General features: G+C 60.1%; 14 protein-coding genes. 10 read left to right on the top strand and 4 right to left on the bottom strand.

What is annotated here, in order from left to right; genetic code table 11:
* Positions 1-183 precede the first annotated feature (183 nt).
* On the top strand, positions 184-1,278 hold the full coding sequence (apbC, locus tag OK411_RS22315; RefSeq protein WP_136492796.1) for an iron-sulfur cluster carrier protein ApbC: 1,095 nt from the start codon (positions 184-186) through the stop codon (positions 1,276-1,278).
* 131 nt (positions 1,279-1,409) lie between these two features.
* Here the strand turns inward: apbC and OK411_RS22305 are convergent, their stop codons facing one another.
* Positions 1,410-2,168 carry an SDR family oxidoreductase gene (locus tag OK411_RS22305; RefSeq protein ID WP_136492797.1) on the bottom strand — a complete coding sequence of 253 codons (759 nt, stop codon included), beginning with the start codon at positions 2,166-2,168 and terminating at the stop codon, positions 1,410-1,412.
* 163 nt (positions 2,169-2,331) lie between these two features.
* Here OK411_RS22305 and OK411_RS22300 point away from each other — a divergent pair, with 163 nt between their 5' ends.
* The 4 genes from OK411_RS22300 (at position 2,332) to groL (ending at position 5,855) form a co-directional block, all read left to right on the top strand.
* A complete protein-coding gene (locus OK411_RS22300) occupies positions 2,332-3,057 on the top strand; it encodes a HugZ family protein (RefSeq protein ID WP_125917697.1) in 726 nt (241 codons plus the stop codon).
* Positions 3,058-3,128: 71 nt separating this feature from the next.
* Positions 3,129-3,605 (top strand): FxsA family protein, encoded by a 477-nt coding sequence (locus tag OK411_RS22295; RefSeq protein ID WP_016773418.1) that lies wholly within the window; start codon positions 3,129-3,131, stop codon positions 3,603-3,605.
* A 259-nt stretch (positions 3,606-3,864) separates the two neighbouring features.
* The gene (locus tag OK411_RS22290) at positions 3,865-4,158 is read left to right on the top strand and encodes a co-chaperone GroES (RefSeq protein WP_007916610.1); all 294 of its coding nucleotides are present in this window, start codon (positions 3,865-3,867) and stop codon (positions 4,156-4,158) included.
* A 50-nt stretch (positions 4,159-4,208) separates the two neighbouring features.
* The gene (groL, locus tag OK411_RS22285; protein WP_016773419.1) at positions 4,209-5,855 is read left to right on the top strand and encodes a chaperonin GroEL; all 1,647 of its coding nucleotides are present in this window, start codon (positions 4,209-4,211) and stop codon (positions 5,853-5,855) included.
* 190 nt (positions 5,856-6,045) lie between these two features.
* Here the strand turns inward: groL and OK411_RS22280 are convergent, their stop codons facing one another.
* Positions 6,046-6,789 carry a phosphatase PAP2 family protein gene (locus OK411_RS22280; protein WP_024014149.1) on the bottom strand — a complete coding sequence of 248 codons (744 nt, stop codon included), beginning with the start codon at positions 6,787-6,789 and terminating at the stop codon, positions 6,046-6,048.
* A 209-nt stretch (positions 6,790-6,998) separates the two neighbouring features.
* Here OK411_RS22280 and colR point away from each other — a divergent pair, with 209 nt between their 5' ends.
* The 5 genes from colR to OK411_RS22255 all read left to right on the top strand — a co-directional run bounded on the left by colR (position 6,999) and on the right by OK411_RS22255 (position 10,723).
* On the top strand, positions 6,999-7,682 hold the full coding sequence (gene colR / locus OK411_RS22275; protein WP_016773421.1) for a two-component system response regulator ColR: 684 nt from the start codon (positions 6,999-7,001) through the stop codon (positions 7,680-7,682).
* Complete coding sequence (locus OK411_RS22270) at positions 7,672-8,955, top strand: sensor histidine kinase (protein WP_110646244.1); 1,284 nt, start codon at positions 7,672-7,674, stop codon at positions 8,953-8,955. The genes colR and OK411_RS22270 overlap by 11 nt, the downstream gene beginning before the upstream one ends.
* A 149-nt stretch (positions 8,956-9,104) precedes the next feature.
* The gene (locus OK411_RS22265) at positions 9,105-9,773 is read left to right on the top strand and encodes a class I SAM-dependent methyltransferase (RefSeq protein WP_038861247.1); all 669 of its coding nucleotides are present in this window, start codon (positions 9,105-9,107) and stop codon (positions 9,771-9,773) included.
* A 3-nt stretch (positions 9,774-9,776) separates the two neighbouring features.
* Positions 9,777-10,493 carry a lipopolysaccharide kinase InaA family protein gene (locus tag OK411_RS22260; RefSeq protein ID WP_264365708.1) on the top strand — a complete coding sequence of 239 codons (717 nt, stop codon included), beginning with the start codon at positions 9,777-9,779 and terminating at the stop codon, positions 10,491-10,493.
* 2 nt (positions 10,494-10,495) lie between these two features.
* Complete coding sequence (locus OK411_RS22255) at positions 10,496-10,723, top strand: hypothetical protein (protein WP_016773424.1); 228 nt, start codon at positions 10,496-10,498, stop codon at positions 10,721-10,723.
* A 249-nt stretch (positions 10,724-10,972) separates the two neighbouring features.
* On the opposite strand, the gene OK411_RS22250 is transcribed toward OK411_RS22255, so the two are convergent.
* Positions 10,973-13,999: a multidrug efflux RND transporter permease subunit gene (locus OK411_RS22250; RefSeq protein ID WP_125925635.1), complete on the bottom strand. Its 3,027-nt coding sequence runs from the start codon at positions 13,997-13,999 to the stop codon at positions 10,973-10,975.
* 13 nt (positions 14,000-14,012) lie between these two features.
* Positions 14,013-15,161 (bottom strand): efflux RND transporter periplasmic adaptor subunit, encoded by a 1,149-nt coding sequence (locus tag OK411_RS22245; RefSeq protein ID WP_264365707.1) that lies wholly within the window; start codon positions 15,159-15,161, stop codon positions 14,013-14,015.
* Positions 15,162-15,245: the final 84 nt, after the last annotated feature.

Genomic DNA, 15,245 nt, shown 5'->3' with positions numbered 1-15,245 from the left:
GATATCGTTACACACGCAGCTCCTGACGTAACGGGGGCGGAAGTTTTGGGGCGGCTGCGCAGCCCAACGGGGATAAATCCCCTCGCCACAGTGGCTTTTCAGCGCAAGTAATCTGTTCGCCTCAAATCGGTGTCCAGCGTACGATAGCTGCCATCTTTTCCAGTCTTGTTATCGGAGTTGCCCATGAGCGCCGTCACTCGCGCAGCGGTGGAAGCCGTCCTCAGCCAATACACCGACCCCTACCTGAACCAGGATCCGGTCAGCGCCGGGTGCGTGAAAAACATCGAGATCATCGGTGACCGCGTCAATGTGCAGCTGGAAATCGGCTACGCCGCCGGTCTGTTCAAGAGCGGCTGGGCGCAATTGCTGCAACTGGCCGTCGAAAACCTCGACGGCGTGGTCATCGCCCGCGTCGAGGTCACCAGCGTGATCGCCGCGCACAAGGCCCAGGCGCAGATTCCCGGGCTGGCCAACGTCAAGAACGTCGTCGCCGTCGCGTCCGGCAAGGGCGGCGTGGGCAAATCCACCACCGCTGCCAACCTCGCGCTGGCGCTGGCCCGTGAAGGCGCCAAAGTCGGCATCCTCGACGCCGATATCTACGGCCCGAGCCAAGGCATCATGTTCGGCATTCCCGAGCGCACCCGGCCCGAGGTCAAGGATCAGAAATGGTTCGTGCCGCTCAAGGCCCACGGTGTGGAAGTCATGTCGATGGCGTTCCTGACCGACGACAACACGCCGATGGTCTGGCGCGGGCCGATGGTTTCCGGGGCGCTGTTGCAACTGGTTACGCAAACCGCTTGGGGCGATCTGGATTATCTGGTCATCGACATGCCGCCAGGCACCGGCGACATCCAGCTGACCCTGGCGCAGAAAGTCCCGGTGGCGGGGGCGGTGATCGTCACTACGCCGCAGGATCTGGCACTGCTCGACGCACGCAAAGGCGTGGAAATGTTCCGCAAGGTCAACATTCCGGTGCTGGGCGTGGTGGAAAACATGGCGGTGCACATCTGCTCGAACTGCGGGCATGCCGAGCATCTGTTCGGTGAAGGCGGCGGCGAGAAACTGGCCACCCAATACGGCGTCGAACTACTGGCCTCACTGCCGCTGTCGATGCTGATCCGCGAACAGGCCGATGGCGGCAAGCCAACCGTAATCGCCGAGCCGGACAGCCAGATTGCCATGGTCTATCAGGAACTGGCCCGCCACGTCGGCGCGCGCATTGTCTTGCAGGAAGCGGCCACGCCGGCGATGCCGAATATCACCATCAGCGACGATTGATCCATCGGCAGCGCTGAAAAACCTGTGGGAGCGAGCTTGCTCGCGAAAGCGGTAGATCAGGCAACCAATGGGTTGAATGACACACCGCATTCGCGAGCAGGCTCGCTCCCACATTTGTTTCAGGGTGACAGTCAGATCCGCAACCCGCCATCCATCTCCAGAATCCGCCCGGTGTAGTAGTCGTTCTCGAAGATATACGCCGCTGAATGGGCAATCTCCTCAGGCTTGCCCATGCGCTTGAGCGGAATGCCCGACGTCATCTTTTCCAGCGCTTCCGGCTTCATGCCCAGGGTCATCTCGGTTTCGATGAAGCCCGGTGCGATGCCCGCGACACGAATGCCGTAACGCGCCAGCTCCTTCGCCCAGGTCACGGTCGCCGCCGCGACGCCGGCCTTGGCTGCGGAATAGTTGGTCTGGCCGACGTTGCCCGCACGGGAGATCGACGAAATGTTAATGATCGCACCGCTGTTCTTCAGCTCGACCATTTTCGCTGCGACTTCACGGGTGCAGAGGAACACGCCGGTCAGATTGACGTCGATCACCGCCTGCCACTGCGCCAGGCTCATCTTGGTCATCTCACCGTCCTTGACCTTCAGCAACAGACCATCGCGCAGGATCCCGGCGTTGTTGATCAGGCCGTGGATGGCGCCGAAGTCTTCCGCCACTTGCGCGACCATGTGCTCGACCTGTTCTTCAATGGCGACGTTGCACAGGTAGCTGCGCGCTTCGACACCTTTGGCTTTGCAGGCGGCCACGGCGTCGTCGAGTTTTTCCTGATTCAGATCGACCAGGGCCAGCTTCGCGCCCTTGCCGGCGAAATACTCGGCCATGGAACGGCCCAAACCCTGGCAACCGCCGGTGATAATGATTACTTTGTCGTTGAGTTGCATTCGCATGTCCCGCTGGCAGGTCTGAGTTGTTTTTGTTGTCGGCAACGCTCGATCGGCACCGGTCAGGCCTGGTTGCACACGAACATTTGCCCGATGCGCGCCGGTTACTTTTCGCTGCGCGCCTGTCCGTTTTCTAGACGGAACCCATTTAAGGAGTCACAAATTGAGCGCTGAAGTGGCGAAGAATGCCCGAGAATTGCTTCTCAAGGAATACCGTGGAGTGCTGTCGACCCACTCCAAGTCGATGCCGGGTTTTCCCTTTGGCTCGGTTGTGCCGTATTGCCTGGACGAGCAGGGCCGGCCGCTGATCCTGATCAGCCGCATCGCGCAGCACACGCATAACCTGCAGAAAGATCCGAAGTGCTCGATGCTGGTGGGCGAGCGCGAGGCCGACGACGTGCAGGCGGTCGGGCGGCTGACCTATCTGGCCCAAGCGCAGAAACTCGAAGACCCGGCCGCGATCGAGGCTGCCGCCGAGCGTTATTACCGCTATTTCCCCGACTCGCAGAATTATCACCAGGCCCACGATTTCGATTTCTGGGTGCTCAATCCGGTGCGCCATCGCTACATCGGCGGCTTTGGTGCGATCCACTGGATCGATAACCTGACTCTGGCTAACCCGTTCGCCGGCAAGGCTGAAATCAGCATGGTCGAGCACATGAACAGCGATCACGCCAAAGCCATTGCCCATTACGTCGAGCTGACCGGGCTGCCCAACAGCACGCCGGCGCAACTGGCCGGCATCGACAGCGAGGGCATGCACCTGCGCATTGGTCAGGCCGTCTATTGGTTGCCCTTCGCGGCACCATGTAATACGCCGACACAAGTGCGCGAGGCCTTGGTTTCTCTGGCTCACGCCCAGTCCTGGCCGAAAAAAGCGCAAAGTTAAGCTTGAATTCACGCAAGGGCGACGTCATCTAAGGCTTACTGCAAGGCATTTCTTGCGTTGAGGAAACTTTGATGCGCCCTTTTCTGTTGCTCTTTCTGCTGTTTCCAGTGCTGGAGCTGTTCGTATTCGTCAAAGTGGCAGGCTCAATCGGGTTCTTCCCGGCCCTGCTGCTGATCATTCTCGGCTCGATGTTCGGTGTGTTCGTGCTGCGCGTCGCCGGTCTGGCCACCGCATTGCGTGCCCGGGAAAGCCTGAATCGCGGCGAATTGCCCGCGCAGACCATGCTCGAAGGCCTGATGCTGGCACTGGCCGGCGGCCTGTTGATCATTCCCGGCTTCATCAGTGACGTGGTCGGTCTGGTGATGCTGTTGCCGGTCACCCGTCGTCTGCTGGCGAACAAGATGCGCCAGCGTGCTGAAGACCAGGCGATGCGCCAGCGTGCCTTCGCCGACGACCTGCAACCCCGTGGCGGCCCGGCCCCGCGCGAGCCGCTCGGTCGAGAGCCGAATGTGATCGAAGGCGAGTTCGAACATCGCGACAACAAGTGACATCAGCATCGACACGGCACCTTCGGGTGCCGTGCTCGTTTATGGCTGTTATTTACCGTGTCTGGATGAAAAATTTTTTCCGCCAGCCCTTGTAATCGGCTTGTACGCCCCTATGTATCGGTCACCGAAAGGTTTCCGGTATTCAAACCGGACAGACTTGCGCGGTTCGCTCGACGGACCGCAACCGGCGCAGGCCGGATTCGTTAAACCCGCCGGGACTACACCGGCCGATGAAAACCACAATTAGGAGAGATCGACAATGAAGCTTCGTCCTCTGCATGACCGCGTCGTCATCCGTCGCAGCGAAGAAGAAAAGAAAACCGCTGGCGGTATCGTCCTGCCAGGTTCGGCTGCTGAAAAAGCCAACCACGGTGTGATTCTCGCTGTAGGCCCGGGCAAAGCTCTGGAAAACGGTGAAGTGCGTGCACTGTCCGTGAAGGAAGGCGACAAGGTTGTGTTCGGTCCTTACTCCGGCAGCAACACTGTGAAAGTCGATGGCGAAGACCTGCTGGTAATGAGCGAGAACGAAATCCTCGCGGTTATCGAAGGCTGATATCCCCGTTCATTTTCCCGCTACTACAAAGTATTTAAGGAATATCGATCATGGCTGCTAAAGAAGTTAAGTTCGGCGATGCCGCCCGTACCAAGATGCTCAAAGGCGTCAACGTTCTGGCTGACGCGGTAAAAGCGACCCTGGGCCCGAAAGGCCGTAACGTGGTTATCGAGAAGAGCTTCGGCGCTCCGACCATCACCAAGGACGGCGTTTCCGTCGCCAAAGAAATCGAACTGGATGACCGCTTCGAAAACATGGGCGCGCAGCTGGTCAAAGACGTTGCCTCCCGTGCCAACGATGACGCTGGTGACGGTACTACCACCGCTACCGTTCTGGCTCAGTCGATCGTCAACGAAGGCCTGAAAGCCGTCGCTGCCGGCATGAACCCGATGGACCTCAAGCGCGGCATCGACAAGGCGACCATCGCCATTGTCAAAGAGCTCAAAGCCCTGTCCAAGCCATGCGCTGACTTCAAAGCCATCGCTCAGGTCGGCACCATCTCGGCCAACTCCGACAACTCCATCGGCGACATCATTGCCGAAGCCATGGAAAAAGTCGGTAAAGAAGGCGTGATCACCGTTGAAGAAGGCTCGGGCCTGGAAAACGAACTGTCGGTTGTAGAAGGCATGCAGTTCGACCGTGGCTACCTGTCGCCATACTTCGTCAACAAGCCGGACACCATGGTTGCCGAGCTCGACGGCCCGCTGATCCTGCTGGTCGACAAGAAGATCTCGAACATCCGCGAAATGCTGCCAGTGCTGGAAGCCGTTGCCAAAGCCGGCCGCCCACTGCTGATCGTGGCCGAAGACGTTGAAGGCGAAGCCCTGGCGACTCTGGTTGTGAACAACATGCGTGGCATCGTCAAAGTCGCTGCCGTCAAGGCACCGGGCTTCGGCGACCGTCGCAAGGCCATGCTGCAGGACATCGCTGTTCTGACCGGCGGCACCGTTATCTCCGAAGAGATCGGTCTGAGCCTGGAAAGCACCACTCTGGAGCACCTGGGTAACGCCAAGCGCGTGACCCTGTCCAAGGAAAACACCATCATCGTTGACGGTGCTGGCGTGCAGGCAGACATCGAAGGCCGTATCGCTCAGATCCGCGCCCAGGTTGCCGAAACTTCCTCGGACTACGACCGTGAAAAACTGCAAGAGCGTCTGGCCAAGCTGTCCGGCGGCGTTGCAGTGATCAAGGTTGGCGCTGGTTCCGAAGTTGAAATGAAAGAGAAGAAAGCCCGCGTTGAAGACGCCCTGCACGCAACCCGCGCAGCCGTTGAAGAAGGCGTGGTACCTGGCGGTGGCGTGGCGCTGATCCGTGCTCTGGAAGCACTGACCGAGCTGACCGGCGACAACGCTGACCAGAACGTCGGTATCGCTGTGCTGCGTCGCGCTGTTGAAGCGCCGCTGCGTCAGATCGCTGCCAACTCCGGTGACGAGCCAAGCGTAGTCGTCAACGAAGTGAAGAACGGCAAAGGTAACTTCGGTTACAACGCTGCTTCCGGCGAATACGGCGACATGATCGAAATGGGCATCCTGGACCCAACCAAGGTAACCCGTTCGGCTCTGCAAGCTGCAGCCTCCATCGGCGGTCTGATCCTGACCACCGAAGCAGCGGTTGCCGACGCACCGAAGAAAGAAGGTGCAGCTGGCGGCGGTATGCCAGACATGGGCGGCATGGGTGGCATGGGCGGCATGATGTAAGCCAGCCCTGGCCCTGCAACGCAAAACCCCGCTGGCGAAAGTCAGCGGGGTTTTTTATTGCCCCAATTTCGAAGCTCACTGGTATCCCCCTGTGGGAGCGAGCCTGCTCGCGAAAGCGGTCTGTCATCCGACATGCAAGCCAGTTGAGCCGCCAATTCGCGAGCAGGCTCGCTCCCACAGGTTGTTTATTTCAGGCGTTGATCGGCTGTGTGTTCATCGCCGTCGAAGTCTTGCCAGCCGGGCGATACAGCACCCAGTAATAAGCCCCCAGACAAATCAGCCAGCAGAAAATCGCCGTCCATACGTTGTGCGAAAAGAAGTGCGCGCCCTGCATCATGCGGCTGATCGAGAACACCGAGCCCAGCGCAAAGGCAAATACAAACGCCTGCCGTGCCAGTCGCGGGCGGCGGTCGCGCAACACGAAGAACAACGCAAACAAGGTAAACCCGGTTGCCGCATGGCCACCCGGCCAGCAACGTCCCGGCTTGTCCGTGGCGGGGCGATGCTCCATCAGTTTGCTGTAGGTCTCGTGGCCGCCGAATTGCTCCAGGCTCCATGGGCACTGCACGGCGGTGACGGCTTTGACTGGAGTGACAAACGAAGTCGCCAGCCCCAGCGACAGCACCAGGCAACCGAGTTCGCGCTTGAACGGTTTCAGCCGTTCGATGAAAAACGCGCCGATGAAACCCAGAATGGCAAACACCGAGAAGCCGATCACCAGCTGTTTCGCCCGGTCATGCAGGATGTCTTCAAGAAAATAGCTGTGCCGCCCGATGAAATCCCCGGCGACCGGGTCGTAGAACATTTGCGCCAGAACCATGTCCAGATCGGTCAGTTCGAGCAACAGCAGAATGATCGCCGCCGCTGCGGGAATGCCCAGACACAACCACCAGTTCAGCGGTCTTGAAGCGGGAAGGGCAGAGGTCGACACCATGACAGGTTCCTTGGTCGATGAACGGAGGAGAGAGCGTAATCGCGCGGAGTCTGCGCGCGCTGGCGTCGGCGATTTGTTAACCGAAAGTGAAAAAAACGTCGCAGCGCGCGCAGCGCAGGTTTATCGAAAAACGCCCCTAGCCCTGAGCCACACTTGGCCGTAAGCTGCGCGGGCCAAGACGGCCGTTACCCCGTTCGGAGGAGATGTCCATGCGAATTCTGCTGGTCGAAGACAACCGTGACATCCTGGCCAATCTGGCCGATTACCTGGGCATGAAAGGCTATACCGTCGATTGCGCACAAGACGGCTTGTCCGGTCTGCATCTGGCGGCCACCGAGCATTACGACCTGATCGTGCTCGACATCATGCTGCCCGGCATCGACGGCTACACCTTGTGCAAACGCCTGCGCGAAGACGCCCGGCGTGACACGCCGGTGATCATGCTCACCGCCCGCGATCAACTCGACGACCGGCTGCAAGGCTTCAAGTCCGGCGCCGACGATTACCTGATCAAACCGTTTGCGCTGTCCGAGCTAGCGGCCCGCGTCGAAGCGGTCATGCGCCGTGCTCAGGGCGGCGGTCGCCGCGCATTGCAGGTCGGTGATCTGAGCTACGACCTCGACACCCTGGAAGTGACCCGCGAAGGCAAGCTGCTCAAGCTCAACCCGGTCGGTCTCAAGCTGCTCGCGGTGTTGATGCAGAAGAGCCCGCACGTGCTGCGTCGGGAGATTCTCGAGGAAGCGCTGTGGGGCGATGACTGCCCGGACAGCGACAGCCTGCGCAGCCATGTTCACCAGTTGCGCCAGGTGATCGACAAGCCATTCGCCAAGCCACTACTGCACACCGTGCACGGTGTCGGTTATCGCTTGGCCGAGGGGCGAGATGGAGTTTAAGCAGAGTCTTTCCCAGCGGATCATCATCGCCTTTGCGCTGATGAGCGCACTGGTCGCCGGCGCCTTCGCCATGGGCATCGTTGCAACGGTGCATCTGGTGGAAGAGAAACTGATTTCCGCAGGGCTGGGCGGCGATCTGCAACGTTTGCTGCTGATGGACAACGTCTCCGACTGGAGCCATCGCCCCGAGCCGGATCAGTTGTTCTATTTCAGTGGCGGGCCGGGGGATTTCGACCTGCCCAAGGATCTGCGTCACCTCGATGCCGGTTTCCACGAGGTCTTTCGCGAGCAGCTGTCCTATCACGCCATGGTCGAAGTGGTGGATGGTCGGCGTTATGTCTTGCTGCAGGACCAAAGCGATTTCGAAGAGCGCGAGCGCGTGCTGTTTGCCGTGGTGCTGGTGGGCTTCGTGCTCAGCCTGGCCTTGGCGGTGTTTCTCGGCTGGGTGCTCGCGCGCAAGGTGATGGCGCCGGTGGTGCGCCTGGCGCGGCAGGTCCGTCATCGCGACCAGTTGCTCGGGCTGGCGCCGCCCCTGGCGCCGGATTATGCGGCGGATGAAGTCGGTGAACTGGCGGTGGCGTTCGATGCCACGCTGGGGCGCTTGCGTCAGGCGCTGAACCGCGAGCGTTTGTTCACCAGCGACGTCAGCCATGAATTGCGCACGCCGCTGATGGTCCTCGCCAGTTCCTGCGAACTGCTGCTGGAAAACCCCGGTCTTGATCAGCGCGGTCGCGCCCAGGTCGAGCGCATTGCCCGGGCCAGCGAGGAGATGCGCGAACTGGTGCAGACCTTCCTGATGCTGGCGCGCGCACAGAACGAAGAGGCCGGCGCCGCGCCGCAGCAAAACCTCACGCAAGTCGCCGAGAGCCTGCTGTGCCTGTGGCGCGAGCCGATCGAGCGCAAGGGCCTGAAGCTGATGTTCGAGCCGGGCGATCCACCGGACACACGTTACAACGCGACCTTGCTCAATGCGGTGATGGGCAACTTGCTGCGTAACGCACTGCATTACACCGAAGAGGGTTTCATTCGCCTTACCCTCACTGCCAACGGTTTTGTCGTCGAGGACTCAGGGGTGGGTATTCCCGAGGAAAAACGCGAGGCGATGTTCGAGCCGTTTGTGCGCGGTAGCGAGAAACGTGGCGAGGGTCTCGGCTTGGGCCTGTCACTGGTCCAGCGTATCTGCGAAAACCAGGGCTGGACGGTCAGTTTGAGCACGATGGAGCCCAATGGCTGCCGATTCGAGGTAGATCTTGGCGTGAATGCCAGCAAATAGTGGCTCGAGGCTACTCCCGCCCACCTGTCTAAATCCTGTATAACGTTGTAATACTTTGCAGATTTACCTGACAGAATTTTCACAATTGGATGACCTGACGCTGACACGCCGCTGCTTAAGGTGGCGTCATCAGAACAGGAGTCCAGATGATGGCCGGCCCGATCAAGCTCGATTTTTCCGAAAAGTACGACGACCAACACGCACAACGATATCTGCGCAAGCACCAGCAAAGCCTCGGTCGCCGCCTGTCGCACTGGCGCGATGAGCAAGTCGGTCGCAAGGCCTTGGCGCTGGCGGGAGATCCCGGGCTGGTGCTGGATCTGCCCTGCGGTGCCGGGCGTTTCTGGCCAATGCTCGCGGAGAAGCCCAACCGGGTGATCATTGGCGCGGACAATTCCGAGTCGATGATCAAGACCGCGCTGCAAGGGCAGCCAGCCGATGTGGTCAAGCGTGTACAGCCGCTGCACACCTCGGCATTCGATATCGCTCTGCCGGATAACTCGGTCGACAGCATCTTTTGCATGCGTCTGTTGCACCACATCGGCGAGGCCGAGCACCGCCGGGTGATCCTGCGCGAGTTCGAGCGGGTGACCCGTGACAGCGTGATTGTTTCGTTGTGGGTCGACGGCAATTTCAAGGCCTGGAAGCGCAAGCGCGCCGAGCGGGATCGGCCAAGTCATGATTACCAGAATCGGTTTCTGATTCCGGCGGCGACGATCGAGAAAGAATTTGAACAGGCGGGTTTCCGCATTCAGGAACAACTGGACTTCATACCGCTCTATGCGATGTGGCGAGTTTACGTATTACGCAAGAGGTAGAGGATGGCAGTGCAAGCAGCGGTTGAAGCGGATGTCGCTCCCCAGGATCGTTTCGATTATTACTGGAACCAGCGCGGCGAATGGGTTGAAGAGCCCAATGTGCGCCGTGGTGGCGAAAGCGGGGTGCAGCGCATCGTCGACCGTGACGGTCAGCTTTTGTACGCCAAGCGCCAGACCGGGCACATCTATCGCAGTTGGTTGCACCCCTTCGGTCGCCCGACCGTATTGCGCGAACTCGATGCCCTGACTGGCGTAAGCAAACTCGGCGTACGCGTACCGCAGATCGTCTTTTGCGGCGCTCAGCCGGATCCGCAGCACAAATGGCGCGCACTGCTTGTCACCAAATCCCTCGACGGTTTTCAGGAACTGGAACACTGGCTGGCCGCCGCCGGTGGTCGCTATCAATGTGGTGACGTGGTCTACGAAAAAGTCCTCAAGGACCTCGCCGAGAACCTGGCGCGCATGCACAAGGGCCGCTGGCAACACAGCTGCATTTACATCAAACACGTTTTCGTGCGCGTCACCGGTGAAGGTGAAACGGCGCAGGTTGAAGTGGCGTTGATCGATCTGGAGAAGTGCCGCCAGCGTCTGACCCCCTATCGAGCCGCACAGCATGACTTGAAGCAACTGCGTCGCCATTCGTCGTTCCGCGATGCCGACTGGAAAAAACTCGTCTACTTTTATGAGACGGCGTTTGGCAGCGCTATCAAAGGTTTATAGCGATGAAACTCGAAATTGCACGAGGTTTGTTCCTGGTCGGGGCCTTGGCAGTTGCTTCACTGGCGGTGGCTGCCTGGGAGCAGCCGCGCATGCAGGTCATAGGGGCGTCCGGGAACGACGCTCATTGTTCGGTTCCACGGGTGGCAAAAGCCTCCGTGGCGACCCAGCCCGATCATGATTTGCTGTTGTTCATGTTCGGACTGTCTCAGGGAATGAGGCCAGCCAGTTGAAACGATTGAAGCCCAAATGAAAGGCCTCGCAATTGCGAGGCCTTTTATTTGGGATACGGATTGTGTAGGAGCTGGCGAAGGCTGCGATCTTTTGATCTTGCTTGATCGTTCCTACGCTCTGCGTGGGAACGCCTCAAAGGACGCTCCGCGTTCCAATGGGACGCGGAGCGTCCCGAGCTGCATTCCCACGCAGAGCGTGGGAACGATCAAAATACCGCATTCGCGAGCAGGCTCGCTTCCCACAGGATGTTATTTGCGATCCGGTTTCGCCAGGAAGGTATAAACACACGGCAGCACGAACAACGTAAACAGCGTGCCAATCGACATCCCCGTGGCAATCACCATGCCGATATCAAAGCGGCTCACGGCTCCCGCACCGGTGGCCAGAATCAGCGGCACCATGCCGAACACCATTGCCGCCGTTGTCATCAGCACCGGGCGCAAGCGAATTGCCGCTGCTTCCTCCACCGCTTCACGGGCGCTCAGGCCCTTGTCCTTGCGCAACTGGTTGGCGAATTCGACGATCAGGATGCCGTGCTTGCTGATCAGGCCGATCAGCGTCACCAGCCCGACCTGGGTGTAGATGTTCATGCTCGACCAGCCGAGGAACAGCGGAATCAGCGCCCCGCAAATCGACAGCGGTACGGTCACCAGAATCACCAGCGGATCGCGGAAGCTTTCGAACTGTGCGGCCAGCACGAGAAAGATGATCGCCAATGCCAGAGCGAAAGTTACCCACAATGCGCTGCCTTCCTGCACGTACTGGCGCGAGGCACCGCCGTAATCGAAGGCAAACCCGGCCGGTGCTTCTTCGCGGGCAATCTGCAGCACGGTGTCGATGGCTTCGCCCATGCTCACCAGCGGGAAACCGGAAATCTTCGCCGCGTTGAGCTGCTGGAACTGATTGAGCTGGCGCGGCCGTGCGCGGTCGCTGACCTTGATCAAGGTCGACAGCGGCAGCAATTCGCCCTGGGTGTTTTTCACGTAGTAATTGTTCAGCCAGTCCGGGTTGTCGCGGTAGGCCCGTTCAACCTGGGCGATGACCTTGTAGCTGCGCCCGTCGATGGTGAAGCGATTGATCTCCGCCTCGCCGAGCAAGGTCGCCAGCGTGCTGCCGAGGTCAAGCATCGACACGCCCATCTGCGCGGCCTTGTCGCGGTCGATATCCACGACTACTTCCGGCTTGTCGAACGCCAGATCGAGGTCGACGAAGGCGAACTTGCCCGACTCCATGGCGCGTTTCTCGATGCGCTCGGCGACTTGCAGCAGCAGCTCGTAGTCATTGGCGGTGTTGACCACGAATTCGAAGGGCAGGCCTTCACCGGTGCCGGGCAGGGAGGGCAGGTTGAAACCGAAGATCTGCAGGCCGGGAATGCTCTCCAGTTTGCTCTGCACCTCGGGGAGGATTTCCATCTGCGTGCGGCTGCGCTCGTTCCATGGCTTGAGCAGGAAGCCGCCGATACCGGCCTGCACGCCGTTGTAGCCGTTGATCTGGAACGATGAGTAGTACTCGGGAAACTCTTTGAAGATGGTGATGAATTCGTCGGTGTAGGTGCTCAGGTAGTCGAGGTTGGTCGGCTGCGGTGCGCTGGCCATCATGAAAATGATGCCCTGATCCTCGTCCGGGGCCAGTTCCGACTTGGTGAACTTGAGAAACACCGGAATCAGGCACAGCACGATTACTGCGAATACCAGCACCACCGGCCGGGTATTGAGCGTGCCATGCAGCATGCTTTGATAACGGCGCTTGAGGCCTTCAAAGACGCGGTCGAGGCGATGGGCCAGGCCGCTGGGATTCTCTTCGTGGCGCAGCAGAAACGCGCACATCATCGGCGACAGCGTCAGGGCGACGACGCCGGAAATCACCACTGCGCCGGCCAGGGTCAGGGCGAACTCCTTGAACAACGCCCCGGTAAGCCCGGTGAGGAAACCGATCGGCGCATACACCGCTGCCAGGGTGATGGTCATCGACACCACCGGCATGGCAATTTCCCGCGCGCCTTCCAGCGCTGCGTCGAACGGCGTCTTGCCTTCCTCGATATGTCGGTGGATGTTTTCCACCACGACGATCGCATCGTCCACCACCAGACCGATGGCCAGCACCATGGCCAGCAGCGTCAGCAGGTTCATCGAGTAACCCATCATCTGCATGAAGAACATCACGCCGATCATCGACAGCGGAATGGTCACTACCGGGATCACCACCGAACGCAGAGCGCCGAGAAACAGGAACACCACGACGATAACGATCAGCACCGCTTCGAACAGGGTTTTCACCACCTCATCGATCGAGGCCTGAATGAACAATGTCGCGTCGTAGGCGATTTCGCTTTTCAGGTTCGGCGGCAGCTGCGCTTCCAGCTCGGGCATCAGCTTGCGCACTTCCTTGATCACGTCCAGCGGGTTGGCGCCGGGGGTGGCCTTGATGCCGATGTATACCGATGGCGTGCCGCCGAACGAGCTGATCGAATCGTAGTTTTCCGCGCCCATTTCCACCCGCGCGACATCACGCAGCAACACACGGCTGTCGCCATCGACCTTGAGCGGAATCGCCGCGAAGGCCTCGGCGGATTTCAGTTCGGTGTTGGCGTTGATGCTGGTGACGGTGTACTCGCCTTTCACCTCGCCGGCAGCGGAGAGGAAGTTGTACTGGCGCACCGCAGCGGTCACGTCGGCGGCGCTGAGGCCGAAGCCGGCGAGTTTCACCGGGTCGAGCCACAGGCGCATGGCGAACACCTGATTGCCGAGGATCTCCGCTTCGGCCATGCCCGGCAGCGTCGCCAGTTTTGGCTGGATGACCCGCGACAGATAGTCGGTGATCTGCGGGTTGCTCAGGTCCTTGCTGAAGAAACTGATGTACATCAGCGCCGAAGCGTCGGCGGATTCCTTGCTCAGCACCGGGTCTTCGGCGTCCTGCGGCAGCTTGTTCTTCACCTCGTTGGCCTTGGCCAGCAGTTCGGTGAACAAGCGGTCGGTGTTGGCACCGATGCGCGCGTAAATTGAAATCACCGAGAAGTTCTGCCGGCTGACCGAGGTCATGTAATCGATGCCTTCGGCGCTGGCCAGGCTCTGTTGCATCGGCTGGGTGATGTAGCCCTGAATGGTTTCGGCGTTGGCCCCGGGATAAGCCGTGGTCACCGTGATCAGGGCGTTTTCCATCTGCGGGTACTGGCGCAGGGGCAGCTTGCTCCAGGCCTGGAAGCCCAGCAGCACAATCAGCAGGCTGACCACGGTGGCGAGCACCGGGCGGCGGATGAACGGATCGGTAAAAGCCATGGGGATTCCTTGATCAGTCGGCGCGAGGCGGACTGTTCTGCTCGCCGAGGGTCTTGTCGTCGCTGATGGCAATGTGGGCGCCGTTGTCCAGTTTGATCTGGCCCGCCGTCACCACTTGTTCGCCGCTCTGCACGCCCTTGTTGATCATCACCAGGCCATCGCGGCGTTCACCGGTTTCGACGAAACGACGTTCGGCGATCAGCAGCGGTTGGCCGTTGTCATCCTTGGCGACGCTGCCGTCCTCGGCCTTCTTCTGCCCGACCACGTACACCGAGTTGCCGTACAGGGTGTAGGTGATCGCGCTCTCCGGCACGACGATGTGCTTTTGCGGATCAGGCAGCAGCACTTCAAGGCTGGCGAACATCCCCGGCAGCAGCTTGCCGTCGGGGTTGGCGAGGGTGGCGCGGACGAGGATATTGCGCGTGGTGCTTTCGACGATCGGGTTGATTGCGCTGATCTTGCCGGCAAAACTCTGCCCCGGATAAGCGGCGACGGTGAACTGCACGGGCTGACCGATAGCGAGTTTTGGCACCGCTTGTTCCGGCACATAGAAGTCAGCGTAAAGGCTGCTCAAATCCTGCAACGTAGCGATTTTGGTACCGCTGGCGAGGTAGTCGCCGACGTCGACCTGGCGGATGCCGATGGTGCCGCTGAAGGGCGCGAGGATGCGTTTTTTCGCCAGCGACGCGTTGAGCTGATTGACCGTGGCCTTGTTCTTTTGCAGCACGGCGGAGAGGCGGTCGTACTCGCCTTTGGAGATCGCGCGGCTGTCGACCAGTTGCGCGCCACGGCCGAAGTCCAGTTGCGCCAGGCCCAGGTCAGCCTTGGCGGTTTCGAGCAGGGCGGTTTCCACGGCGCTGTCGAGTTGCAGCAACGGCTGTCCGGCCTTGACCTTCTGCCCGGATTCGAATTTGAGTTCAGTGACGGTGCCGGCGACTTCCAGACTCAAGTCGACACCTTGCAGCGCCTTGAGCGTGCCGACGGTGGGCAGGCGCATCTGCCACGGCTGTTCGCCGGCAGTGGCCACGGCGACGCTGATCGGCGGCTTGGGCTTGGAAAAGCCCTGGATCATCGTGTAGATCGAAAAGGCTTTGTATCCGCCCAGTACCAGGACGATCAGCAAAACAACACCCAACATGATCAGCATGCGGCGACGCAGCATATGTCCAGTTCCTTGGATAAATCATGAGACAGGCGGGCACATTACTCCGAGTCAGGTGGGGATTCCAACTGGCAGTGTTTACAG

The organism is Pseudomonas sp. RG1, assembly GCF_025910115.1.
In the GTDB taxonomy this organism is placed as follows: domain Bacteria; phylum Pseudomonadota; class Gammaproteobacteria; order Pseudomonadales; family Pseudomonadaceae; genus Aquipseudomonas; species Aquipseudomonas atacamensis.
This window is presented reverse-complemented; position numbering and strand designations above follow the sequence as displayed.

What these genes read in the sequence shown, in the direction of transcription:
- OK411_RS22290 (WP_007916610.1), top strand. Translation starts at nt 3,865, where the DNA reads ATGAAGCTTCGTCCTCTGCATGACCGCGTCGTCATCCGTCGCAGCGAA.
- apbC (WP_136492796.1), top strand. Translation starts at nt 184, where the DNA reads ATGAGCGCCGTCACTCGCGCAGCGGTGGAAGCCGTCCTCAGCCAATAC.
- colR (WP_016773421.1), top strand. Translation starts at nt 6,999, where the DNA reads ATGCGAATTCTGCTGGTCGAAGACAACCGTGACATCCTGGCCAATCTG.
- OK411_RS22250 (WP_125925635.1), bottom strand. Translation starts at nt 13,999, where the DNA reads ATGGCTTTTACCGATCCGTTCATCCGCCGCCCGGTGCTCGCCACCGTG.
- OK411_RS22305 (WP_136492797.1), bottom strand. Translation starts at nt 2,168, where the DNA reads ATGCAACTCAACGACAAAGTAATCATTATCACCGGCGGTTGCCAGGGT.
- OK411_RS22295 (WP_016773418.1), top strand. Translation starts at nt 3,129, where the DNA reads ATGCGCCCTTTTCTGTTGCTCTTTCTGCTGTTTCCAGTGCTGGAGCTG.
- OK411_RS22255 (WP_016773424.1), top strand. Translation starts at nt 10,496, where the DNA reads ATGAAACTCGAAATTGCACGAGGTTTGTTCCTGGTCGGGGCCTTGGCA.
- groL (WP_016773419.1), top strand. Translation starts at nt 4,209, where the DNA reads ATGGCTGCTAAAGAAGTTAAGTTCGGCGATGCCGCCCGTACCAAGATG.
- OK411_RS22260 (WP_264365708.1), top strand. Translation starts at nt 9,777, where the DNA reads ATGGCAGTGCAAGCAGCGGTTGAAGCGGATGTCGCTCCCCAGGATCGT.
- OK411_RS22265 (WP_038861247.1), top strand. Translation starts at nt 9,105, where the DNA reads ATGGCCGGCCCGATCAAGCTCGATTTTTCCGAAAAGTACGACGACCAA.
- OK411_RS22270 (WP_110646244.1), top strand. Translation starts at nt 7,672, where the DNA reads ATGGAGTTTAAGCAGAGTCTTTCCCAGCGGATCATCATCGCCTTTGCG.
- OK411_RS22245 (WP_264365707.1), bottom strand. Translation starts at nt 15,161, where the DNA reads ATGCTGCGTCGCCGCATGCTGATCATGTTGGGTGTTGTTTTGCTGATC.
- OK411_RS22280 (WP_024014149.1), bottom strand. Translation starts at nt 6,789, where the DNA reads ATGGTGTCGACCTCTGCCCTTCCCGCTTCAAGACCGCTGAACTGGTGG.